A 23824-nucleotide genomic window follows, 5' to 3' on the forward strand; every position below is an offset into this window, starting at 1 on the left:
CTACTGTCCACTGCGTGAACCCCTACAGAACGCGGCGTACGAGTGGCGTCGCTGGTGGACAGCCGTTTCCCCAGGGACCGTTGGGGTCATGCGAGGAGACACTGAGGCCCAAGACCCGGTCACCGTACGTATGTTCACCCAGCTCTTCAGCTGCACCCCGCGAGGGGCCCGGCTCGCGCGGCGGCTGGTCGCGAACCGGATGGACGTGTGGGGGTTCGCGTACGACAGCGAGGCCAGTGAAACCGTAACGCTGGTCGTCGCGGAGTTCGCTGCGAACGCCGTGCGGCATGGGCGGGTGCGTGGGCGCAGCTTCCGTGTGCGGCTGGTGCTGCGCGGCGGAGTCGTACGCGTGGAGGTGGCGGACGGGCGGACCGAGCGGTTGCCCGTGCTCCAAGGGTCCCCGGACCCGACGGACGAGGGCGGGCGCGGGCTGCTGCTCGTCGCCGCACTGGCCGAGCGGTGGGGTGTGGAGCCCCGGCCGGGACTGGCGTACAAAATCGTCTGGGCGGAGATTTTGGTGCAACGGGCCCTCGGCTGACGTGAGTTGAGCGATTGGGGCCAGTTGCCCCGCCCAGGTCGCCCGGAGATCACATACCGGCCGTTCAGTGTTCATGTTTCGCGTCGAATCTCCTCATGGCACGCGCCCGAAGGGGTGCTGTGGAACTCAGGAGGCGGTCATGGGGCACACGCACGGACACGAGCACGGGCATCACCACCACCATCACGACGACCACGACCACGACCACGAGGGCACGGGCGCCGCGTTGCCCGCCGCCTTCGACACCTCCGTGCCCGACTCGGAGCTCACCCCCGACCAGCGGTCGCGCCGTTCGCTGTTGCGCCGTGCGGGGCTGCTCGGTGCGGGTCTGGCCGCCGGTGGCGTGCTCGCGCAGGGGGCGGCCGCTCCGGCGTACGCCTCCGCCTCCACCGGCGGTCGGAGACAGAACGGCTTCCTCTGGCTGTCCGGTGACCACCACATCCACACCCAGTACAGCAGCGACGCCAAGTACCGCGTCGTCGACCAGGTCCGCCAGGGCGCCCGGCACGGCCTGGACTGGATGGTCATCACCGACCACGGCAGCGAGACGCACGCCAAGATCGGTGTCGACAAGGTTAACCCGGACATCAAGGTGGCCCGGGAGAAGTACGAGGACACGCTCGTCTTCCAGGGCCTGGAGTGGAACATCCCGGGCGCCGAGCACGGCACCGTCTTTGTTCACCCCGGCAACAACGAGGTCAGCGTTCTGAAGGAGTTCGAGACCTCCTACGACGGCAGCGTGAAGGGCGCCAGTGGGTCGTCGCCCGCGAACGAGGCGCTTGCCATCGCGGGCCTCAACTTCCTCGCGGAGCAGGTGCAGCGGCGCAAGGTCAAGGACGCGCTGATGCTTGCCAACCACCCGGCGCGGCGTGGTGTCGACTCGCCGCACGAGATTCGCGGCTGGCGCGACGCGACCGGCTCGGGCCGTCAGATCGCCGTCGGCTTCGAGGGGGCGCCGGGGCACCAGGCGGGGGGTATCGCCGCGCCGCTCGGCATGGGGCGCGCCCGTGGCATCTACGACAACAGCCCGAGCGCCGACTCCTTCGCCGGCTACCCGCTGGAGAGCTACCGCACCTGGGGCGGTTTCGACTGGATGACCGCCACGGTCGGCGGCCTGTGGGACAGCCTTCTCGCCGAGGGCAAGCCCTGGTGGATCACCGCCAACTCCGACTCCCACCAGGTGTACACGGACACCGCCGTCCGTGGCGGCCCGGACAGTGACTTCCTCGCCAACGGCAAGCACACGGACCCGGTCTACGGCGGCAAGGTCGACCTCACGCAGGGCGACTACTGGCCCGGCCAGTTCAGCCGCACGCACGTCGGCGCCGACGGCTTCTCCTACGCCGCCGTCATGGACGGTATCCGTGCCGGGCGGGTGTGGGTCGACCACGGGCAGCTCATCAGCGGGCTGGACGCGCGGGTGGCGGGCGGCAGCCGCTGGGCGACCCTCGGCGGCGCGCTGCACGTCAAGAGGGGGCAGAAGGTCACCCTGACGGTCGACATCGCACTCGCCGACGGTCCCAACTGGGCCGGTTTCGTACCGAAGTTGGCTCGCGTGGACGTCATCCAGGGCGATGTCACGGGCGCCGTCGCCGACAAGGACACCTTCACCGCGCCGACCGCGAAAGTCGTCCAGTCGTACGAGGTGAACAAGTCCACCGGCGCCGTGCGCCTCACCTACGACCTCGGTGCGGTCGACCGCCCGGTGTACGTCCGCCTGCGCGGCACCGACGGCAACCGTTCCGCCACCGGTCTGATGGGCGCCGCGGTCGACCCGGCGGGCCCGGCCGTGGACGTCGTCGGCGACGCGGACCCGTGGAAGGACCTGTGGTTCTACTCCAACCCGGTGTGGGTCCTGCCGTCGTGACCGAGCGGTACGTCGTCGGAGTGGACACCGGTCTCGCGGGCTCCCTGCGCGAGGCCGACCACCTGCTGCGCGGGCTGGCCGTCGAACTCGGCCTGGCAGACGACGTGGTGGGCTGCACGCACCATGTACGGGAAGGAGGGCGCCCGCACACGGCGCTGTCCTTCGCCGTGCCTTCGGAGCGTGCGGCCCGTACGGCCTGGCAGGGACTCGTGGCACGGGAGTCCGGTGCCGCCCTGGGCCTCGCCCTCGGCACCGAACGCCACGGTCCCGCCGAGCTCGCGGCCGGCGCCGCCCTGGCCGCCGCCGAACACACCGCGCGCGCCGGGGGCCGTGCCGTCCGCTACCCCGGGGCCGAGGCCCTCACGGGGACGGTGACCGTCGCCCGGCTGCTGGCCGACTCCGCGGTGGACCGTGTCGCCGTACTCGGCGCGCCCGACGCTCCCGAGCCGGAGCGGCGGATCGTCACGCGCGACCATGTGCGCCCGGAGTGGCGCGACGGGCACCTGGTGCTGGCGGCGATGCCTGCCGCGGGCGGGACGCTGGTCCCGTTCGAGGTGCCGGACCCGACACCGTGCTGCGCGGACCACTGAGGCGCTGAGGGCAGTCGGCTGGAACTGTGGTGACGGTTCCAGCCGACGTTGCTCCCCCGTGTCACCACGCTACGCAAGCGACGGCGGCGCGAGTCTCCACATCGCGCCCGGACCGTCGCCGATTCGTGCCCCGAAACTGGGTAACCCCTGACGTACGTCAATCGATATACCGACAGGGGAGTCGCTCCATGAACGAGGGTGCCTTACACGTCCACCACGCATCCGTCGGCGAGTTACAGACCGCCGCCTCCACGATCCTCGCCCCGCTCGCCGTGACGGCGTCCGACGCGGACGCGTTCCGCGCCGATATCGACGCGGCGGCGGTGGGGCGCGCGGCGGTGGCGCGGATCAGGGGTTCCGGGCATGTCGTCGCCCGTACGTCCCGGGCGATCACGTCCACCGACCCCGAGCTGCTGAAGCTGACGCTGCACCGGTCGCCGGGGCCCGCCACCGTGGATCAGAGCGGGCGTCAATCCTGGGCGCACGGGGGCGACTTCGTGGTCTTCGACATGACGCGCCCGTACCGCCTCGCTGTAGGCGACGGGTGCGATGTGATGGCGGTCGGCATCGCGCGCGGCGAGCTGGGGCCGCACGCCGACACCGTCGCCCGGCAGGCGGCCCGGCGGCTGCCGGCGGACAGCGGGGCGCAGGCGGTGCTCTCCACGTTCCTGCTCGGCCTCGGCCGCCATCTCGACGAACTGACGGGACCGGCGCAGGCCCACGTGGGCGACGCCCTGGTGTCCCTCCTCCTCGCGGCCTTCACGGAGAGCGAGGAGGGCCGGATGGACACGGCCACCGAACTGGTCGACCGCATCCGCGTCTACGCCCTGGCCAATATCTCCGACCCGTCCCTGTGCGTCGAGTCGGTCGCGGCCGCGCACGGCATCTCGCCCCGCCAGCTGCACCGCCTCTTCCGCCGCACCGGCGTCCCCTTCGCCGCCTGGCTGCGCGGCGAACGCCTCGAACGCGTCCGCCGTGATCTGCTCGACCCGGCGCACGACGGCCGTACGACCGGCGCCGTGGCCGCCCGCTGGGGCATCCACGACCCCCGGCATCTCGCGCGCGCCCTCAAGTCCCACTACGGGCAGACCGCGCGCGAATTGCGGCTCGCGCGTTCGGACTGAGTCCGGTCGATCACGCGTAGCGATCGCTTGGCTGATTAGAGACGCTATCGGGGTGAACATGAGGGAACCGCTGGCCAGCCGTCCGGGACACTCATACGTATGTCCGGAAGCTGGGCGCATGTTCATGCCTACTTCCCGACACCGGCACGCGCACCGGAGCCGCTCGCTCATGGGCCGCTCGCTCCTGGGGCGGGCCGGTCTCGCCCTCGCCGCGGCGCTGGCGCTCGTCGTCACCCTGCCCGGCGGCGCGTTCGCCGCGCCCGGCGATCTCGACCCCTCCTTCGGCAGCGGCGGCAAGGTTGTCGTCGACCGTGGTTCCGCCGAGGGAGGCGGAGACCTCGTTCTCCAGCCCGACGGCAAGATCGTGACCGTCGGCTCCAACACGTCCGACTTCTCCGTCATGCGGCACAACGCCGACGGCAGCCTCGACACCTCCTTCGGCAGCGGCGGAGAGGTGGTCACCGACTTCTCCGGCGGCGAGGACGGGGCCGCCGGGGCCGCGCTCCAGCCCGACGGGAAGATCGTCGTGGTCGGCACCAGCGAGATCCCGGACAACGGCTGCTGCTGGTTCACGGTGGCCCGCTACAACGCGAACGGCACCCTCGACACCGGCTTCGGCGACGGTGGCTGGGTCCGCACCGATTTCGGCCACGACGGCTCCTCGGCCGGCGAGGCGGTCGCGGTGCAGCCCGACGGCCGGATCGTCGCCGCGGGCGAGAGCGGTGGTGAGTTCGCCGTGGCCCGCTACGACACCGACGGCCACCTCGACACCACCTTCGGCGGCACTGGCAAGGTCCTCACCGCCTTCGCCGAGGGCGCGATCGGGAACGACATGGCGCTTCAGCCGGACGGCCGGATCGTCGTCGCGGGGTACACCGGAAGCACCCGCATGGACTTCGCGCTGGCCCGTTACAACACCGACGGCAGCCTCGACACCGGCTTCGGTACGGGCGGTCGCGTGAGCACCGACTTCGGCGACTACGATTTCGCGAACGGCGTCGCCGTGCAGTCCGACGGCCGGATCGTCGCGGCCGGATCCACCGACGCCGACTTCGCACTGGCGCGCTACAACGCCAACGGCAGCCTCGACGCCGGTTTCGGTACGGGCGGTCGCGTGACCACCGACTTCGGCGGCACCGCCGAGCAGGCGCACGACGTGGCGCTCCAGCCCGACGGCCGCATCGTCGCCGCGGGCGTCCGGGCCGGCGACTTCGTGGTGGACCGGTACAACGCCGACGGCACCCTGGACACCGGCTTCGGCACGGGCGGCCGTACGGTCACCGACTTCGGCGGCTACGAGGAGGCGAGCTCCGTCGCCGTACAGGCCGACGGCAGGACCGTCGCGTTCGGCGGCAATGGCGAGGACCGCGAAATGGTCCGCTACCTCGGCGGCACCGGCACCCCGCCGCCGCCCCCGGGCGTGGACCTGTCGGTCACCAAGACGGGCACCGCCACGGTCGGCATCACCGACCGCGCCACCTACACCGTGACCGTCACCAACAACAGCACCACCACCTCCGCCACCGGCGCCTCCCTCACCGACGCCCTCACCGGCCCCGCCGCCACGGTGATCTCGGCCACCCCCGGCCAGGGCACCTGCACGACCTCCGCCACCGGCGCCACCTGCGCCCTGGGCATCCTCGGCCCCGGCGCCCACACCACGGTGACCGTCGTCGCCGAACCCCGCGCCACCGGCGCCCTCTCCGACAAGGCCACGCTCACCGCCACCCAGACCGACCCGACCCCCGGCAACAACACCGCCACCGCGACCACCACCGTCGACAACCCCCGCGGTTGCACCGTCATCGGCACCAGCGGCAACGACATCCTCAACGGGACCTTCGGCAATGACGTGATCTGCGCCCTCGGCGGCGACGACACCGTCAACGCCAGTTACGGCAACGACACCGTCTACGGCGGCTACGGCGACGACCGGATCGACGGCGGCTTCGCCGACGACCGCCTCGACGGCGGCCCCGGCAACGACAACCTCATCGGCAACTACGGCAACGACACCCTCAACACCGTCGACAACGTCTCCGGCAACGACACCGCCAACGGCGGCTTCGGCACGGACATGTGCGCGACGGACACCGGGGACACGCAGATCAGCTGTCCGTAGGGCAACTGGATCTCCTCGACGGGATGGCGGGGCTCGGGCCAGTGACCGGACGCTGTTGGCGAATCCGCCGCGGGTGGGGTGCCGGCCGCGGGAATGTGACACTCGCACGGCAAGTGTCACATTCCCGCGGCCACATACAGGGGACCTCGTGCCGAAGGCTGGTCGCCCACGCCGTCGACGGGATTCACCGACAGCATCCGGTGACCGGTCCAGGCCCCACCCTCGTGGGAACGTGACGCGGGCCCCGCAGCGGTGGAGCGGCTGTCAACCGTTCACGCCCGTGTAGTGCCCGAGGCTCCAGCGCCACAGCAGCCGTGAGCCCAGATACGCGAGCAGTCCCACCAGCGGGGAGGTCGCCGCCAGCCAGTACGGCACCCCGGAGTCGTCGCCGTGGCCGGTCAGTACCGCGGCCGGGAAGTACGCCACGAAGGCCAGCGGCAGCCCGAAGGTGAGGAAGCCGCCGACCGCGCGCGGCAGCACATTGAGCGGATAGCTGCCGAACGTGCCGAGCAGCTCCTCCAGCCAGCGGCCCCAGTAGGTGGCGGCCGGGAAGCGGAGGGAGGCGCAGGCCACCGCCGTGAACAGGGCTGCCTCCAGGAGCATGCCGCCCAGCACACAGACGACGAGGTACGTGATCCGGGCCGCGTTCCAGTCCAGGTGGCTGCGGGTCAGCGCGCCGATCATCAGACCGACCGCCACCGTCAGGTCGCCGATCGCGTTCGTGGGAAAGTAGGCGAGCTGGAGTTGTCGGTGGACCGGCATCGGGCGGACCAAGTACGTGTCGATCACGCCCTCCTGGATGTGGTGGCCGAGGCCGTGCACCCGGCCCAGGAACAGCACGAACAGACCGTGGGCCAGCATCCGGGTCGCGGCGATCAGCAGGACGTCCTGGCTCGCCCAGCCGCCCATCCCGGTGAACCGGGTGAGCAGCACCGTCGCGAACACGATCACCGACACCTGCCAGACCGCGCCGATCGCGATCATCATCAGGAACTCGGAGCGGTACTCCAGCTGCGCGCGGAAGTTGAGGCGCGTGATGCGCCACACGGTCCGCAGGGCACGCAATGACACGCTCAGCCTCCTTGTGAGATCACGCGCAGGGCGGCGCGCCGCCACAGCAGCCGGGTGAACAGGGCGAGCGCCACCACCCAGGCGGCCTGCAGGGCGAGTTCGCGGCCCGCCTCCGAGACCGGAATCCGGCCCACGTACAGCGACAGCGGCACGCTGAGCGTCGCCTGGAAGGGGAGGAAGCGGCTGAGTGTGATGAACCAGTCCGGGAAGAACCACAGCGGCGCGTACACCCCGGACAGCAGGTTCTGCGCGAACATCAGGATCATGATCGCGGCGCCGTTGCGGAGCGTCCAGAAGCACAGCTGGTCGATGATGAGCATCACGTAGTACAGGACCCACTGGCCGAGCAGCACGCTCAGCGTGAACAGCCCGGCCACGGCGGCCGACTCGGGCGGCTGTACGACGCCGACGGCCAGACAGACCACGTATCCGGTGAGCGCCCAGACAAATCCGTAGAGTTGCTCGCCGAGCGCGCGCAGCGCGTAGTAGCGCTGCGGGGGCAGCGGGCGCAGATACCAGTAGACGATGGTGCCGAAGTGCATGTGCTGCTGGACGGTGTCCCGGCCCGAGTACTGGTCCAACTCCCTTACCCGGCCGGCCAGTACGGCGAGCACGGCGTAGGTGACGGCCTGGTCGCGGGTGAGGCCCGCGGTGGTGCCGGTCGTCGCGTACAGGCCGCGCCACAGTGAGGCCACCAGCACCACCTGCACGGTGAGCCGGAGCAGCGCGGCGGTCATCCGGGGCGGGGTGTGCAGCTCGCCGAGCGGGGTGACCCGGGCGGCCCGCCGGCCGCCCGGGACCAAGACGCTCATGCCGCCCCCGCCTGGACGTACGCCGCCCGCATCACGTCTTCCAGGTCGGCCTCGTCGATCGCCAGGTCCGTCACCTCGTACCGCTCGATGACGAGCTTGAGTGCTTGGTGGACCGTCGGCGCGCCCGGCCCGTCCGGTCCGAACACCACCTGCGGGCCTTCGCGCCGCAGCAGCGCGATGCCCGGCAGCGGATCGGCTCCGACGGGGGCGTACGGATCGGCGAGGGTGGCCCGCACCTGCCAGGTCGAGCCGAACCTGCGGCGGATCTCGTCGAGCGTGCCGTCCAGGACGAGCCGTCCGTGGTTGACGAGCACGACGCGCTCGGCGAGCCGCTCGACCTCCGTCATGTCGTGCGTGGTCAGCAGCACGGTCCGGCCGCGCTCCTCCACCTGGTGTTTGAGGAAGCCGCGCACCTGCTCCTTGACCACCACATCCATGCCGATGGTGGGCTCGTCGAGAAACACCACCGGCGGGTCGTGCAGCAGCGCGGCCGCCAGGTCGCAGCGCACCCGCTGGCCGAGGGAGAGATGACGTACGCGGGTGTCCCAGAAGGAGGAGAGGGCGAGCAGTTCGTCGAACTCGCCCAGCCGGACGCGGTGTTCCCGCTCCGGCACCCCGTAGAGGTCCCGCAGGATCGCGAAGGACTCGCGCACCGGAAGGTCCCACCACAGCTGGGTGCGCTGCCCGAACACCGCTCCGATGTTGCGCGCGTTGCGCTCGCGCTCCTGGTACGGGACCACCCCCGCGACGTGCGCCTCGCCGGAGGTCGGGGTGAGGATGCCGGTGAGCATCTTGATGGTGGTCGACTTACCGGCGCCGTTCGGCCCGAGCAGGGCGAGCAGCTCACCGGGCGCCACGTCGAAGGTGACGTCCGAGACGGCCTCCTTCGCGACCCGCTCGGGTTTGATCAGGGACTTGATCGCGCCGGACAACCCGGGGCGGCGCATGGTGGTGTGAAAGGTCCGGGACAACCCACGGACTTGGATACTGTCGCTCATACGGAAGCCCTCCGGGTCAGTGCGATCAGCCGGACGGTGGCCACGATCGAGGCCGCGGACAGTGCGGTCAGCAGCCACGGCACCGCGTGAATCCCCGACGCCTCGATGCCCACGCCGAGCAGCGGGGGAGCCGTCACCCCACCGGTCATCGAGGCGGCGATCACCCAGGCGCCGGCCCTCTTCGCCTGGGGAAGGGCCCTGCTGAGCCACGGCAGCCCGGTCGGGAAGACAGCGAGGATGCGCTCGGGCGCGTACCGCAGGGTGATCGGGACGACCAGGAAGCGGCCCGCGGTCATCATGAGCCAGTACACGGAGGTGGCGGAGGCGGCGAGCGTGGCGCTGTAGCCGACGGTCTCCAGGTGCGTGGGCTCCCAGCCGCCGACCCCCGCCTCGACGCCGACGTTGAGGATGTAGAGGAGCAGGAAGCCGACCAGGACGCGGGAGAGCAGACCACCACTGGCGGGCGACTCGGGGTGACGGGCGGCTCCTGGCCGCGCACCCCGCCCGTGCACAGGATCAGCGCTCCCGCGAGCACCGCGCACGCCCCGAAGACGTACGGGTAGTCGTCGGGCCCCAGCCACGCGACCAGCGCCGGGCCGAGCACCGCACCGATGCCGAAATCGGTGAGCCGTGTCCCTGGAGGACCCAGTGACCGGGGACGGACACCTCGGCCCAGTCCCCGGCGTCGTACCCCTCCGCCGCGAAGGAGTCGTCCTCGACGTGGTCAATGGCAGTAGTGGTGCGGAAAGACATCGGTCTCCTAGATCAGCCCTTGATGCCCGTCTGCGCGACCCCCTGCACCAGCCAGCGCTGGAGGAAGAGGAACACGAACACCAGGGGCAGGATGGAAATGGCCGTCGCCATGAAGATCAGGTGGTAGTTGACGGTCTGGTTGGTCATGTACGAGGACAGCGCGATCTGCACCGTCCACGCGCTCGGGTCCTGGCCGATGACCAGCGGCCACAGGAAGGCGTTCCAGCCGCTGATGAAGGTGATGGTCGCGATCGCGGCGAAGAAGTTCAGGGAGTTCGGTACGACGATGCGCCAGTACGCGCCCCAGTAGCTGAGCCCGTCCACGCGCGCCGCCTCCTCCAACTCCTTGGGGAACCCCAGGAAGTACTGCCGGAAGAGGAAGCAGGCGAAACCACTGAAGAGCACCGGAATGACGAGACCCCGGTAACTGTCCACCCAGCCGAGCGAGGAGACCAGCACGAAGCTCGGTACGAAGGTGACGGCGGGCGGCACCATAAGGGTCCCCAGGACCACGTAGAAGATCCTGTTGGCGTGCTTGTACGGGATACGGGCCAGTCCGTATCCGGCGAGCGAGCAGACCAGCAGGGTGCCCGAGGTGATCAGGACGGCGACGACCGCTGAGTTGAACAGGGACCGGCCGAACTCGACCGTCGTGTCGTGGAACGGCTCGGTGAAGTTGCTCCACTGGGGGTTCGAGGGGAAGAACTTCCAGTTCTCGCCGGTGATTTCGGGGTCCGTCGACAGCGCGTTGCGGACGATCAGATAGAAGGGGACCAGGAAGAGCAGGGCGGCGACGCCGATGGAGACGTACAGGCCGGTGTTGCCGATGACGCTGCCGCGCTTGATGCGGCGCGGCTTGTCGACCGGAGTAACCGGAGGCACGGTGGCGGTCACTTGTCGTCACCCCTTCCGAAGCCGAGGAACTTGCCCTGCGCCAGCGTCACGATGAGGATCAGCAGGGTGAGGATCACGGCGCCGGCGCTGCCCGCGCCGTAGTCCTGGCTCTCGCCGAGCGCGGTGTTGTACAGCTCGACGAGCGGCGGCCGGCCCCAGGTCGTCTTCGCCAGCAGGTTGTAGAACTCGTCGAAGGCCTGATAGGCGGCGATGACCAGCAGCAGGATCACCGCGGTCGAGGTGGCCCGCAGTTGCGGCAGGGTGATGTAACGGAAGGTCTGCCAGCCGGGCTTGGCGCCGTCGATGGCGGCGGCCTCGTAGAGCTCCGGCGGGATGTTCTGCAGGGCGGCGAGGAACAGGATCATGTAGAAACCGGCCTGCAGCCACAGCCGCAGCGTCACGATGACCAGCCAGTACCAGGGCGGATCGGGGTTGGCGAGCCAGGCGATGTTCTCGACGCCGAACCAGCCGAGGATCGTGTTCATCAGGCCGAAGCGGACCCCGCTGAAGATCGACATCTTCCAGATCAGCGCGGCGGCGACATAACTGCACGCGGTCGGCAGGAAGAAGACGGACCGGAAGAACGCCTTCATGAAACGCAGCCGGTTCACCATCAGGGCGAGGCCCAGCGAGAGCGCCCAGGTGGTGGGCACGATGAACGCGGCGAACACGGTGAAGGTGACGAGCGAGCCGGTGAATTTGCTGTCCTGCAGCATCTGCCAGTAGTTGTCGAAACCGACGAACTTGCTCGGCGTCACCGTGAAGCGCGCCTCGAAGAAGCTCAGCCAGAGGCTCCAGCCGATCGGCACATAGACGAAGACCGTCAGACCGATGAGGAAAGGGCTCGTGAAGAGCCAGAAGTTGAAGGTGCTGCTGCCCCGCAGCCCCCGCCGCGGCCTGGCCGGGGCGGCCTTGGCCGAGGCGGGGCGCGCGACACCGCGCTTGGTGGTGGTCGACATGTCGAAACCCGTCCGTCGGTCTCCTTCGGCTATCCGAAGAGCTTCTTGAGCTCGCGGTTGACCGTCTTGTCGGCCCCGTCGAGAGCGGCCTCCGGATCACCGTTCTTGCGGACGCAGTTGGCGAAGACGTCCTCCAGCGCGGTGATCATGGCCTGGGTCCAGCCGATGTTGTCGAAGTGCCCGAAGTCGTTGAAGAGCTTGACGCCCTCAGCGGGCAGGCCCGTCTTGAGCTTGGTGGCGGACGCGGCGATCGAGGCGCGCGGCGGGATGTGGAAGCCGTACGACAGCGCGAAGTCCTCCTGGTACTTCTTCTGGTCGATCCACAGCCACTTCACGTACTCCTTGGCCAGGTCGACGTTCTTGCCCTTGGCGTTGACGAACATCGACCAGCCGCCGTTGACGACCGACTGCTTGCCGGAGTCGGTGACCTTCGGGAAGGGGAAGATCCCGAGGTCGTCGCCGAGCGCCTTCTGCATGACCGGCATGGCCCACATACCGCAGAACTGGATGGGGGTCAGACCCTGCACGATCGCGGAGGGGTCCCAGTAGTCGGTCGGGGCGTCGAGGAGAAGGTGGCCGCTGGTGAACAGCGTGCGCATCTTCTTGATGCCCTCCTTGACGCCCTCCGTGTGGTACGCGATCTGGTTCTTCGCGTCGAGGGTGTCGGCGCCGGACGACCAGATCAGCGGGTTGATGACGGCGTGCAGGTCGTTGCCGATGAACAGGCCCTTGACCTTGCCGGTGGTGAGCTTCGCCGCGGCCTCGATCAGCTCGTCCAGCGTGGTCGGCGGCTTGATGTTCGCCTTCTCCAGCACGGACTTGCGGTAGAAGAAGAACTGCGGGTCGTCGATCATCCGGACGCCGTATATCTTGCCGTCCACCGTGTGCGACGCGATGTCGGCCGGATTGAAGTCGGACTTGACCGGATCGATGATGTCGCTCAGGTCCGCCACCTGACCGCTCTTGATGAGCTGGATCTGCGGGTGGAACTCGAACACATCGGGGGCGTTGTCGGTGAGCAGCGCGGCGAAGAGCTTGCTCTCGTAGTCCGCGCTGGTGATCCACTGCGTGTTCACCGCGGCCTTGTCGTAGCCCTTCGCGTACCGCTTGAGGGCGTCCTCGACGCCGGCCTCCCCGTACGCGTGGAAGTACTGCTTGATGGACTTGCCCGAACTCCCGCCCCCGGAGCGCCCGTTGTTGCTTCCACAGGCGGCCAGCGGGCCCAGCGCGGCCAGTCCCGCGGCGGCTCGCAGTACGGATCGACGGTCCCAGTTGCTGCTCATTGCCGACATGGTGACGTCCTTGTCTCGAGTACGGCTGCGGCTCGAAATCGCTGTGCGGTGCGGGACGCTAACTTTCTGTTAAGGCTTCGGCAAGGGGTTGGGCGAAGTCTGTTCGAAGTGTTGTGTGACGTTCGGTAGGTCGAACCGGGGTGTGGGCATGGCGAGTTGGTGGGCCGCCGACCGGCGGCCCACCAGGCCCCTAAGAGATGAACGCCTCTGAATTCACTGACGGAACCAGACCTCGTTGGTCCCGCCGTTGCAGCTGTAGACGATGACCTTGCTGCCGTCGGCCGTCGCCCGACCGCTCACGTCGAGACACTTCCCGGACGCCTCGCTCACGATCTGGCCATTGGCGTTGAGCTGCCACTGCTGATCCGCCGCCCCGGTGCAGTCCGCGGTCGTCAGGCCCGAACTCCCGGCCGTCAGGCACCCGTTGGTGCCCTCCAGCGCTCCGGAGACGTCATACGCCCAGTCCTGGGCGTCCGCGCCCGTGCAGGTGCCGATCGCGGCCCCCGAGGCGTCCGCGGTCAGGCACTTGCCGGACTGCTGCCCCTGCCAGGCCCCCGTGAGGGCCGAGCCGCCGTGGCCCTTCTGGTCGAAGACGTATGTCGTGACGGAGCGCGCGGCGAGCGTGGTGGAGGCGGTGGCGCCGCTCACGGCGGGCCTGGCGACCAAGGCCCAGTCCTCGGTGGCGGAGGTGCGCACGGCCCGCGTCGCGCGGACCGGCGTCTTGCTGTTGAAGTGCAGGTTCAGCGCGGTGTCGGTGGTGTTGTGGTTGTTGACCACGACCACCCACTTGCCCTTGCTCTCGTACGAGCTGACCTCGACGCCGCTCGGTGCGCCCGTGACGTCGTGCGCGACCGCCCCTGGCTTCACGAACCTGCTGTACTGACCGAGCGTGTAGTAGCGCTTGGTCATGTAGAGCGTCTGGTTGCCGTTGGCCGCGTAGTCCGGGTCGTAGTAGATGAGGCCGTCGTTCCAGCCGTCGTCGTTCTTGGCGAGCGGGTCGGTGCCGACCATGCTGGACAGGGCCGTCCACCACTGGAACGCCGAGTCGTGGGCGGTCGCGAAGTCCTTGTACATGATCCGGGACAGGTTCAGACCGCCGTCGATGGTCGGGTCGTACTCCTGCGCCCAGCCCGTACCACCCTTGCCGAAGCAGCAGATCTCGGTCGCCCAGGGCTGCTTGCCGACGGACTTCGACGTCTCGTTGATCTTCGCCAGCTGGTCGTCGCCGGGGTTGTTGTACGTGTGGTGGGCGAGCTTCGACACGTACGGGGCCGTGCCCGGCTGCGCCATCCACTGCGGGACCTCGGTGTTGAAACTGACCGTGCTGCTGGACTCGTCCGCGATGATGCCGGTCTTCTGGTGCCGTGCCTGCTGCTCGGCGCCCAACGCCCGTACGATGTCGTCGCGTTGGGCGACGGGCACGAGCATGCCCTCCTGGCCGCAGCTCCCGAAGTCGTTGTTGGGTTCGTTGAAGGGGCTGATGTAGTCCAGCTTCGCGCCCTGCCGGGCGAAGTGGTCGGTGACGTCCGCGATGTACCGCGCGAAGTCGGCCGTGTTCTCCGGCTTCAACTGCCCGCCGCAGCTTTGGGAGTTGGTCGTCCACGCGGCGGGTGCGCTGTTGACGAAGCCGATCAGGTCCTCGACGCCGTACTTCGCCGCGTACCTGAGGAACGTTCGGCCGCCCTTGTCCTTGCTCCAGTCGTACGAGCCGTCGGCCTTGAGGAAGTCCTCGGGGGCGCGGGCGGGGGTGGTGACCGCCGTGCCGCCACCGCCGATGTTGTAGCGGTAGGAGCTGAGGTCCAGGCCGCCGGAGGAGAAGAGGAGTCTCGCGACCCGGGCCTGGACGGCGGGGGAGAAGTGCTGGAGGTCGTTGACCCACCAGGCGCCGGACGCACCGATGTTGTCGATGGTCTGGGCCGCGTGCGGGGAGACTTCGGCGGCTGCGGGGGTGGGGGTTGTGGGGGTGGTGGCCGTGGGGTCCGCGGCTCCCGCCGGCGGGGCGGATATGAGGGCCACGGGGAGGACGAGCGCTGCGGCTGCGCTGACCAGGAGTGACCGTCTGTGGGGGTGAGCGGGGCGAGTCATGTGCATCCCTTCCGTCGTCATGAAGGTGGTGCGGTACGGCTCCTTGCTGGGGTGGTACGAGGGGTGGTGCCCGCGGTGGTGCGGGGGTTGGTGCCTGTGGTGGTGCGGCGCGGAGCGGTCCTGCCGCCCGCGGGTTTCTGGCCCACCGAGTTGAGGGCTCCTTCGAGGGCGAAGGTCGCGGCGCCCAGACAGACCGGGTCGGTGGGGATGGGGGAGAGGACGATCTCGGTGGCGGCCAGCGGCCGCCTCAGCGCGTGCCGGGCGACGGCCTCGCGCACCTCGTGCAGCAGCGGTTCGCCGAGCGCGGCGGCGACCCAGCTGCTGAGCACGACGACTTCGGGGTTGAGGAGGTTGACCAGGTCGGCGATGCTCGCGCCGAGGTAACGGGCGGTGTCGCGGACCACTTTGAGCGCCACCGGGTCGTTCCCGGCGACCCCGCGGGACAGCGCGTCGATGGTGGCGGTCTGGTCCTCGGGGTGCAGCAGCGGGCTTTCGGGGCTCGACTCCCGCAGATTCAGCATGATTCCGGGCGCCCCGACGTACGTCTCCACACAGCCGTGGTTACCGCAGTGGCACGGCCGCCCGTCCAGCACCAGCGTCGTATGGCCCCATTCGCCCGCGCTGTTGCTGACCCCGCGGTGCAGTCCTCCGCCGAGCGCGAGCCCGGCGCCGACCCCGGTGCCGAGGTTGACGACGACGGCGTCCCCGCGTCCGCGGGCCGCGCCGAACCAGAGCTCGGCGACCGCGCAGGCGCGCAGGGGATTGTCGAGGTAGAGCGGGTAGGCGATGTGCTCGGAGAGCAGGTCGAGCAGCGGCACATCGTGCCAGTCCCAGTTCGGCGCGTACTCGGAGATCCCCGTGTCGCGGTCCACCTGGCCCGGCACGCTGACCCCGACACCGAGGACACGCGCGCCCTCGATCCCGGCCTGCGCGACCACCGCCCCGACGGCCGCGGCCACATGCCCGACGACCTGCTCCGGGCGGCTCTCGCCGGGGCGCATGTCCTCGGTGGCGCGGGCGAGCACGTTCAGCGCCAGGTCGAACAGTTCCACGCGGACGTACGTCTCCGCGATGTCGACGCCGATCAACGCGCCCCCCGACGCGTTGACGGCTACGAGTCCCCGAGGGCGGCCCCCCGCGGAGTCCTCGAACCCGACCTCGGTCAGCATCCCGAGGTCGAGCAGCTCACCGACGAGGGTGGCGACCGTGGCCAGGCTGAGTCCGGTGGCGGCCGCCAACTCCTGCCGGGAGGTGGGAGACGCGGCGATGATCTGGCGCAGCACCTCGTAGCGGTTAGCGGTACGGATGTCGCGTGATGTCCGCTTCACCTGCTTTGCCACCTCGATCCTCCGTACCGCGCAGCGGTGCTCGTCGGCCCCGGCGCGGCGCAAGGCTATGGCCCGGGACGGACTTTCGACAAGGGGTTAGGAAAGGGGGTGGAGAAAGTCCCGCACGAAGGCGTTGGTGAACTTGCCCGCCGGGTCCATGGATTCGGCCAGGGCCCTGAAGTCGCCCAGCCGCGGACAACGCCCGCGCAGCACCTCCCCGGACGCGGTGAACACCTTGCCCCAGTGCGGCCGGGGGTCGAACGGCTCCAACGCCTCCTCGACCCGCCGTACCACCGGCAGCACCGCCTCCGTGTCCTCGACCCAGGTGAAGTGCAGGGCCACGGTGTCGCGACCGTACGCGGGACTCAGCCACTGACGGTCGGCGGCGACGGTGCGCACCTCGCAGATCTGCAGCAGTGGCGCGATGTACTCCCGGATCGCGTCGAGGGCCTGGAGCGCCGCGAGCGCGTGCGGACGCGGCAGCAGGTACTCGGACTGCAGCTCGGCCCCGCTGCTCGGGGTGAACTCCGCCCGGAAGTGCGGCAGCCGCTCGTGCCACGGTCCCGGCACCCCGAACTGCTGGGTGCAGTTCTCGGCGGGCATGCCCGGCACGGGGTGCATCGCCACGGTGGCGGGCGCGGCCCAGGGGAAGTCGGGCAGCGGCTGGTCGGTGCGCCGCTTGAGCCACACCTGCCGGAAGCCCGGGCGCCCCCAGTCGGTGAAGAGACTCACGCTGTACGCCGACGCCGCCACCGTCTCGAAGTCGAGCCCCGCCAGCGGGAGTTCGGTGAAGACGTGCTGGCTCACCTCGAAGTCCGGTTCCAGATCGAGGGTGAGGGCGGTGACGACACCGAGTGCGCCGAGGGAGGTCACGGCGCCGTCGAAGCGCGCGTCGCCGCGGCCGATCGTGACGGTCGAGCCGTCCGCCGTGACGATCTCGACCTCGCGCACGGCGGAGGCGAGGGAGCCGTTCGTGACGCCCGAGCCGTGGGTGCCGGTCGCCACCGAGCCCGCCACGGAGATGTGCGGGAGGGAGGCCATGTTGTGCAGGGCGAACCCGTGCTCGTGCACCCGGCGGGCCAGTTCGGCGTACCGGACGCCGCCCGCGACCCGTACCGTACGGGCCGTCGAGTCGACGTCCACGGCCGGGGGCAGCGCGGTGAGCGAGAGAAGGACGCCGTCGTCGCCGGGCTCGGCGATCTCGTTGAACGAGTGCCCGCTGCCCAGCACGCGCACCTTCGCGCTCTGCGCGACCAGCGTCGCGAGCGCGTCGAGGGAGTGCGGGCGGTGCAGTTCCTTGACGGTGTACGTGATGTTGCCGGCCCAGTTGGTCAGGGTTCCTGTCATCCCTGTTGTCCCTCCCCGGGAAGTTTCCGTGCGCGGCCGTGCGGTGGCCACGGCTGGAAACTATCCCGACGGGCCGGCCGGCTTCCGGACCGACCCCGTCCATGGCCCCCTCTCGCTCGGCGACACCCACGGTAGCGAGCGCTCGCTGTCGCCTCGTCCGTAGTCGGCGACCGCCCGTGCCCGCGACCACCCTGCTCGCGCTGTCCCTCGAAGAGGCCTCCGTGAAGGCCCGTACGGGCGCCCCCGACGACGGGAACGGGCCCGACGCCGCCGCTCGGACTCTGGGCCGGAACCCTGCCGCTCACGGCGGCCTGGGGCGCGCCCGAGCCCGACCCTCCCCCAGACTCCGTCCGGGGGGGACCCCATCTGCCTCCCGATCTGGCCCCGCCCGCACACATCGCGCGGCGCGAGGGGACCCGGCACGGCTGACCCACAGGCAGGGGCATACCGTGAGGAGTCGAGCACGGAGACTGGAACACGTCGGGAACACGCCGGGCACGCGTCAGGAACGAGTCGGGAGCGAGGAGAAACGGGATGGACGGCAGCCGCACCGCGCTGGTCGAGGATCTGATGGAACGGTTCCCGCACGTACCACGGGAAGCCGTCTTCAAGGAGGACCTGCTCCGTGGGGGTGTGGCCTTCGACGACTCGGCGCTCTCGGACAACGAGGACGGTGACGTCAAGCCGAAGTCGTACTTCATCTTCTCCTTCGACCACGGCACCCTGCCCGAGCTCGGCGAGGCCGCACTCCGGCGCCCGCCCGAGGAGATCATCCTCACCGGCGGGCCGTACGACCTGCGGCGAACCGTCGTGTCCGTACGGGTCAATCCCGCCTCGCCCTACCGCGTCGCCTCCGACGAGGACGGGATGCTCGGGCTCTACCTCGACGGGAAGCGGATCTCCGACGTAGGGGTGCCGCCGATGCCCGAGTACTACCGGCACACGCTCTCCAACGGGAAGTCCGTGATGGAGGTGGCGCCCACCATCCAGTGGGGGTACCTGATCTACCTCACCGTCTTCCGTGTCTGCCAGTACTTCGGCGCCAAGGAGGAGTGCCAGTACTGCGACATCAATCACAACTGGCGCCAGCACAAGGCGGCGGGGCGCCCGTACACCGGGGTGAAGGACGTCGAGGAGGTCCTCGAGGCGCTGGAGATCATCGACCGGTACGACACCGCCAAGGTGTCCACCGCGTACACGCTCACCGGTGGTGCGATCACCTCGAAGCTGCAGGGTCGCGACGAGGCCGACTTCTACGGGCACTACGCCAAGGCCATCGAGGAGCGCTTCCCGGGGCGGTGGATCGGCAAGGTCGTCGCCCAGGCACTGCCGCGGGACGACGTACAGCGGTTCAAGGACTACGGCGTGCAGATCTACCACCCCAACTACGAGGTGTGGGACCGGCGGCTCTTCGAGCTGTACTGCCCGGGCAAGGAGCGGTATGTCGGCAGGGACGAGTGGCACCGGCGCATCCTCGACTCCGCCGAGATTTTCGGTGCGCGCAACGTGATCCCCAACTTCGTGGCGGGCGTGGAGATGGCCGAGCCCTTCGGCTTCACCACGGTCGACGAGGCGATCGCATCGACGACCGAGGGTCTGCGCTTCTTCATGTCGCACGGCATCACGCCCCGCTTCACCACCTGGTGCCCGGAGCCCACCACCCCGCTCGGCAAGGCCAACCCGCAGGGCGCGCCGCTGGAGTACCACATCCGGCTGCTGGAGGCCTACCGCTCCACCATGGAGGACTTCGGCCTCTCCTCCCCGCCCGGATACGGCCCGCCCGGCGCCGGCCACGCCGTCTTCTCGGTGAGCTCCTTCATGGACAGTCTCCCGGCGCGGGAACCCGCGGTGGCGGAAGCCCCTGGACCGAAGATTCCGTAAAAGTCGACCGCGATCGAGACGTCTCGGCCTCCCTTCCGTACAACAGGAGGGAGGCCCCGTGCGGTCGGAGGCTTCGCGCATCGGACGGGCGGCGCGCGCCGCTGCCCGCAACCGCTTGGCACGCTAATTGAATACCTCGCTTGTCAGTTGTGTAAGAGTCGTGAAAGGCTCGGGCTCCGTCGTTGAGACGGTCATCAACTCCCTCGTAAAGAAGGTGAGTTGTCATTTGCGTTGCTTGGCGTTCGCTTGGCGTTGCCTAAAGTTGCTTGGCATTGCTTGACGTTGCACATGGAAGCAGTTGATGCAGGAGCCCCCCATGCCCGACCTGCCGACCCCCCAGAACGCCGCCGAGGCAGCACTGCTCTCGGAGTGCTGGGACGCGGTCCTGTCGTACGCCGATCTGTGCACGTCCGGCTCTGCCGCAGCCACGCGGCTGGCGACCGAGGCGTTCACGCACGGCATTGATGAACTGCGCGCCGCCACCGCGGCATCGAAGAGTACCGGTACCGGGCGCAGGGCGCTCAGGCTGCCCCGCATTCCGCTGGTGCTGACCTCGGTCCGGACCGTGGCCGCCGCCTGGGAGACGAACGGGCTGGGCCACCGGCTCGACCCCGACCTGCGGCTGTGGCTCCACTCCGACAAGGCCGCCCGCTACATCGGGCCGCCGCTGCACCGCCCGCTCGCACTGCGCGGCCTCAGGGACATGCAGGAGCCGGACGCGGCGCTGCTGTGGCTGGCCGAGGTCGAATCGCTGCCGCTGCCCGCCGTGGCCCGGCGGCTCGGCCTCGATCCGGTCGCGGCGGCCACGGAACTCGCCCAAGTCCGGGCGCTGTTCCGGGACCGTTGTCACCGCAACCACCTCGACACGCCGATGGATGCCCACTGCCGCAGCTACGCGCGGCTCCTCGACGCGGTCACCCGCTCGCCCAGTGCCGAGACGCCCCAGGACCTCTCGCGGCACATGGCGCGCTGTGTGGAGTGCGCGGAGGCGGCGGCGTGTCTGCGGCTGCACGGCGGCGGGCTGCCCGCGGCGCTCTCGAGCGGTGTGATCGGCTGGGGCGGCCTCGCGTATCTGGAACGGCGGCGCCGGGCCGCGGAAGCCGGGCTGATCGGCGGACGCACGGACGCGACCGTGGACACGGGCCTTGCCGAGGGCAAGCCGACCCGGCCGCGGATCGGCAGGACCGGGACTCTGGTCGCGGCCGTCGTCGTGTCCGCGGTGGCGCTCACCGTGTCGCTGATGCCCTTCGGCGACTCCAAGGGCGGCGGTACGTCCGTACAGGGCGAGTCGGGGGACCGGCAGCCGGTCGTGGACTCGGGCCCCTCGTTGCGCTCGGGTTCGTCGGGTTCGTCGGGTTCGCCCGCGGTGGCGGACTCGACGTCGCGGCCGGCGGCGAGCTCCGATCCGGTGGCCCAGGGTGAGTCCTCGTCGCCCGCCGGCAAGGCGGACGGGGGGAACGGGTCGAAGGGCTCGTCGAAGGGCCCGACGACGGGCTCGACGAAGGGCTCGTCGAAGGGCCCGACAACGGGCCCGACGAAGAGTCCGGCGGCGGACTGCCAGGTGAAGTACGAGATCGTCAGCGAGTGGCCGGACGGCTTCCAGGCCAGCGTCACGGTCACCTCCACCAAGGCCCTCGCCACCTGGCAGCTCGGCTGGACCTTCAAGGACGGTCAGCGGGTCGGCCAGATGTGGGACGGCACTTTCGTCCAGGACGACTCCCACGTCACCACGACCGCCGCCGACTACAACAAGACCGTCCCCGCGAAGGGCACCGTCACCTTCGGCTTCAACGGTTCCTGGCACGGCTCCAACTCGTCCCCGCAGGACTTCGCCCTCAACAACACCGGCTGTACGACCGGCAGCTGACGCACGCTGACCGGGGTGCGGCAGCCGCTGGAGCAGTACAGCAAGGCGCGAGGTCACGCGGCTGCCCGGATTCCCCTGTACCCGCGCGGTACAGGGGAATCCGTTCCGGTTGCGGGCCGGGAGGCGTTGTAGGAATGTGGTGAGGGAAGGGCCTGGGGGCTGCCGAATCAGCTGGTCAAAGCGCGGTGGCTGAACCCTGGCCCGGTTCACGGACGACCCCGCGAAACCTGGCGCTCTCCGAGCCACGCCTGTCATGTCGGCGTCCGGGTCGGCCCCCACAGAACTACTCGTACGCCAACGAGCAGGTGGTCCCATGTACGCGCACGTCCCGCACGTCCCGCGTCTCCCGCAGGTCTCGTACTCTCGCGACCATGGCCCCGATCGTCACCGCGGTCCTGGCCGGAGGTCTCCTGACGGCCGGTCCTGCCTCGGCAGCGCCCCTGGTCGGGACGGTGTCCTTCAGCGGCAAGGTGACCTGCAAGGCCGCGTTCCCGGCCCCCAGCAACTCCGTCCCCACCCGGGTGTCGCTGGACAGCGACGAGGACGATGCGTCGGGTCCCACCAACAACCCGACCAACCGCAGGGCGACGTTCGGCCCTATCAGCCTCGACGCCCCGTTGGACTCGAAGTTCAGCCTCACGGTCGACGTCACGTGTAAGGCACCGGGGAAGAAGGCCCAAACGTTCACCAGGACGATCCCGCAGGACAACCTCACCGAAGGCGACTCGGTCGCGCTGAACGTCAGAGTAGGCGCGCACACCGCTCACGCCGCTCACCGCCCCGTACGACCCCCGGTCTGACGGGGCGTCTGCGTCTCCCCGCGGGCGGACAGCCGTTGAGCGTGCCCAGGCGGTTCGGACCGATGCGCAGGCGGCGGTGATCGCTCGGCTCCGTGCGCACGTCGCCGCGCGGGGAAGCGGCAGACATGCTCGGCCCCCCGGCAGGGGCGGCTGGACGGGAACTTGCCCAGATGCTCGGCCGGCTATCCATGGCTGCTCATCGCGATGAAGTCGCCGTGCCAGCTGTGGTACCAGACCTGGCCCGTGGTGGCGTTGACCGACAGCATGCCGGTGATCTTCCCGGATTGCAGGGTGTGCAGGGTGTAGTAACCCGGGAAGGACTCCGGGTCGCCCGCCGCGAGAGTGGTGCCGCGGTCGTGGAGCCACCGTTGGGCGATGGCGCGGGCCTGCGAGGCCGAGATGGTGGTCTTGCTCCGGCTGTCGTAGTGCATGCCGTAGGCGGTGTTCCACATCATCGCCGGCCCGTACTCGATCTGTACGGCGCCGTCGGCCGGGTTGACCAGCGCCTCGGTGGCCGCGTGGCCGGCGGTGGTCTCCAGTTGGGCGTAGAAGTTACGGGTGAACTGCATGACCTCGCCGACCCGCAGGCCGAGACGGCCGGCGAACGCGGTGGCCCGTTCACGGGCCTGGTCGAGGTTCTTCACCTGGTGGCCGTTGCCCGCCAGCCACCAGTTGCCCATCATGCCGGCGCCCATCATGCCGGGCGCCCAGGAGCCTCCGCTGCCGCCCATCATGCTGGGGCCCCTGTTGCCGCTCCACATGCCCGGTCCCCAGCCGCTGGTCGGTCCTGAGGGGGTGGGCACACCGCTCGCCAGGTTGGCGGGGGTGTTGCCGGGTGTCGTGGCGGTCGACGTCGCGGGGGTGGTGCCGGTGCCGGTGGCACCGCCGTTTGCGCCGCACGCGCCGATGGCGACCGCGCCCGCCAGAGCGAGGGATGCCAGGGCTGCCGCACGTGTGTGCCGAGGGTTCATGATCCTCACCTGCCGTCGATCCGCCCGCGGCCGCCGGGCCGGGGCCACCGCTTGCCTACTCACCAGCCTCCCGCCGGGACGGGCAGCCGGCCCAGGGGCCATCCGGCCCACGTCCGCCGACGACCGGCCCACAAGCACAAGCGGCACGGCATGAACGTCCAGGTCCTCACCGATCCCTTCGGTCGGCTGCTGTGGGCTTCCCGCGGCCCTGCCCGGTTCCCCCCACGATCTGACCGGCCGCACGCGAGATCGGGATCATCGACGCGCTCGCCGCCGCAGGGCTGAAGTGCTGGGCGGACAAGGCGTACCAGGGCGTCGGCCGTCCCGTCCGCGTGCCCTTCCGGGGCCGTCGGCCCAAGCGCTGGAAGCGGCGGTGCGGCGACCCGCACCGGCTTGCCGTCCACCCGCCACAGCCCGAACTTCACTGGCATGTGTCTCCCCCCCAACCGAGTTGCACCGGCTTCCCCGCCAGGAGTCAAGCGGACTCCGGCGCGCGGAAACCCAGCCCTCTGGACAGATACAGCG

19 protein-coding genes and 2 pseudogenes are annotated in these 23824 nt (G+C 69.9%); 9 read left to right on the forward strand and 12 right to left on the reverse strand.

All coding sequences use genetic code 11. The features are described from left to right. The first annotated feature begins 88 nt into the window (after window positions 1–88). The 5 genes from OG747_RS35480 to OG747_RS35500 all read left to right on the forward strand — a co-directional run bounded on the left by OG747_RS35480 (window position 89) and on the right by OG747_RS35500 (window position 6241). The gene (locus OG747_RS35480; protein WP_405883434.1) at window positions 89–538 is read left to right on the forward strand and encodes an ATP-binding protein; all 450 of its coding nucleotides are present in this window, start codon (window positions 89–91) and stop codon (window positions 536–538) included. A gap of 139 nt (window positions 539–677) precedes the next feature. Beyond that, window positions 678–2405, forward strand: a complete 1728-nt coding sequence (locus OG747_RS35485) for a PHP domain-containing protein (protein WP_405883435.1) — start codon at window positions 678–680, stop codon at window positions 2403–2405. After that, entirely contained in the window at window positions 2402–2995 is a 594-nt protein-coding gene (locus OG747_RS35490) for a hypothetical protein (protein ID WP_405883436.1), read from the forward strand. The genes OG747_RS35485 and OG747_RS35490 overlap by 4 nt, the downstream gene beginning before the upstream one ends. 188 nt (window positions 2996–3183) lie before the next feature. Then, complete coding sequence (locus tag OG747_RS35495) at window positions 3184–4119, forward strand: helix-turn-helix domain-containing protein (protein WP_405883437.1); 936 nt, start codon at window positions 3184–3186, stop codon at window positions 4117–4119. A 169-nt stretch (window positions 4120–4288) separates the two neighbouring features. Next, entirely contained in the window at window positions 4289–6241 is a 1953-nt protein-coding gene (locus tag OG747_RS35500; protein WP_405883438.1) for a calcium-binding protein, read from the forward strand. A 264-nt stretch (window positions 6242–6505) separates the two neighbouring features. Here the strand turns inward: OG747_RS35500 and OG747_RS35505 are convergent, their stop codons facing one another. The 11 genes and pseudogenes from OG747_RS35505 to OG747_RS35555 form a co-directional block, all read right to left on the reverse strand. Beyond that, complete coding sequence (locus tag OG747_RS35505) at window positions 6506–7312, reverse strand: ABC transporter permease (protein WP_405883439.1); 807 nt, start codon at window positions 7310–7312, stop codon at window positions 6506–6508. A gap of 2 nt (window positions 7313–7314) precedes the next feature. Continuing rightward, window positions 7315–8124, reverse strand: a complete 810-nt coding sequence (locus OG747_RS35510; RefSeq protein ID WP_405883440.1) for an ABC transporter permease — start codon at window positions 8122–8124, stop codon at window positions 7315–7317. After that, window positions 8121–9122, reverse strand: a complete 1002-nt coding sequence (locus OG747_RS35515; RefSeq protein WP_405883441.1) for an ATP-binding cassette domain-containing protein — start codon at window positions 9120–9122, stop codon at window positions 8121–8123. Before OG747_RS35515 ends, OG747_RS35510 begins: the two co-directional genes overlap by 4 nt. Beyond that, window positions 9119–9741: pseudogene (locus OG747_RS35520) on the reverse strand (MFS transporter); the annotation flags it as partial. The gene OG747_RS35515 and the pseudogene OG747_RS35520, both read right to left, overlap by 4 nt. Continuing rightward, window positions 9639–9875 (reverse strand): hypothetical protein, encoded by a 237-nt coding sequence (locus OG747_RS35525; RefSeq protein ID WP_405886113.1) that lies wholly within the window; start codon window positions 9873–9875, stop codon window positions 9639–9641. The pseudogene OG747_RS35520 and the gene OG747_RS35525, both read right to left, overlap by 103 nt. A gap of 12 nt (window positions 9876–9887) precedes the next feature. Then, window positions 9888–10769 carry a carbohydrate ABC transporter permease gene (locus OG747_RS35530; protein WP_405883442.1) on the reverse strand — a complete coding sequence of 294 codons (882 nt, stop codon included), beginning with the start codon at window positions 10767–10769 and terminating at the stop codon, window positions 9888–9890. Continuing rightward, a complete protein-coding gene (locus OG747_RS35535; protein WP_405883443.1) occupies window positions 10766–11728 on the reverse strand; it encodes a carbohydrate ABC transporter permease in 963 nt (320 codons plus the stop codon). Before OG747_RS35535 ends, OG747_RS35530 begins: the two co-directional genes overlap by 4 nt. A gap of 29 nt (window positions 11729–11757) precedes the next feature. After that, complete coding sequence (locus OG747_RS35540) at window positions 11758–13020, reverse strand: ABC transporter substrate-binding protein (protein WP_405883444.1); 1263 nt, start codon at window positions 13018–13020, stop codon at window positions 11758–11760. Window positions 13021–13233: 213 nt separating this feature from the next. Continuing rightward, on the reverse strand, window positions 13234–15111 hold the full coding sequence (locus tag OG747_RS35545) for a glycoside hydrolase (protein WP_405883445.1): 1878 nt from the start codon (window positions 15109–15111) through the stop codon (window positions 13234–13236). Between the two features lie 11 nt (window positions 15112–15122). Next, window positions 15123–16433, reverse strand: coding sequence for an ROK family transcriptional regulator (locus OG747_RS35550; RefSeq protein WP_405885869.1), 1311 nt, complete (start codon window positions 16431–16433; stop codon window positions 15123–15125). A gap of 96 nt (window positions 16434–16529) precedes the next feature. Then, window positions 16530–17780: an FAD-binding protein gene (locus OG747_RS35555; RefSeq protein WP_405883446.1), complete on the reverse strand. Its 1251-nt coding sequence runs from the start codon at window positions 17778–17780 to the stop codon at window positions 16530–16532. Between the two features lie 534 nt (window positions 17781–18314). On the opposite strand from OG747_RS35555, the gene OG747_RS35560 reads away from it, so the two are divergent. From OG747_RS35560 to OG747_RS35570, 3 genes are all read left to right on the forward strand, one after another. Further along, complete coding sequence (locus OG747_RS35560) at window positions 18315–19661, forward strand: radical SAM protein (RefSeq protein ID WP_405883447.1); 1347 nt, start codon at window positions 18315–18317, stop codon at window positions 19659–19661. Window positions 19662–19977: 316 nt separating this feature from the next. Further along, window positions 19978–21528: a cellulose binding domain-containing protein gene (locus OG747_RS35565; protein WP_405883448.1), complete on the forward strand. Its 1551-nt coding sequence runs from the start codon at window positions 19978–19980 to the stop codon at window positions 21526–21528. Between the two features lie 371 nt (window positions 21529–21899). Further along, window positions 21900–22328, forward strand: coding sequence for a hypothetical protein (locus OG747_RS35570; protein WP_405883449.1), 429 nt, complete (start codon window positions 21900–21902; stop codon window positions 22326–22328). Window positions 22329–22510: 182 nt separating this feature from the next. On the opposite strand, the gene OG747_RS35575 is transcribed toward OG747_RS35570, so the two are convergent. Continuing rightward, window positions 22511–23299 carry a hypothetical protein gene (locus tag OG747_RS35575; RefSeq protein WP_405883450.1) on the reverse strand — a complete coding sequence of 263 codons (789 nt, stop codon included), beginning with the start codon at window positions 23297–23299 and terminating at the stop codon, window positions 22511–22513. A gap of 132 nt (window positions 23300–23431) precedes the next feature. On the opposite strand from OG747_RS35575, the pseudogene OG747_RS35580 reads away from it, so the two are divergent. Continuing rightward, window positions 23432–23649: pseudogene (locus OG747_RS35580) on the forward strand (transposase family protein); the annotation flags it as partial. Window positions 23650–23824: the final 175 nt, after the last annotated feature.

It is taken from the genome of Streptomyces sp. NBC_01384, from assembly GCF_045040035.1.
Taxonomy (GTDB): domain Bacteria; phylum Actinomycetota; class Actinomycetes; order Streptomycetales; family Streptomycetaceae; genus Streptomyces.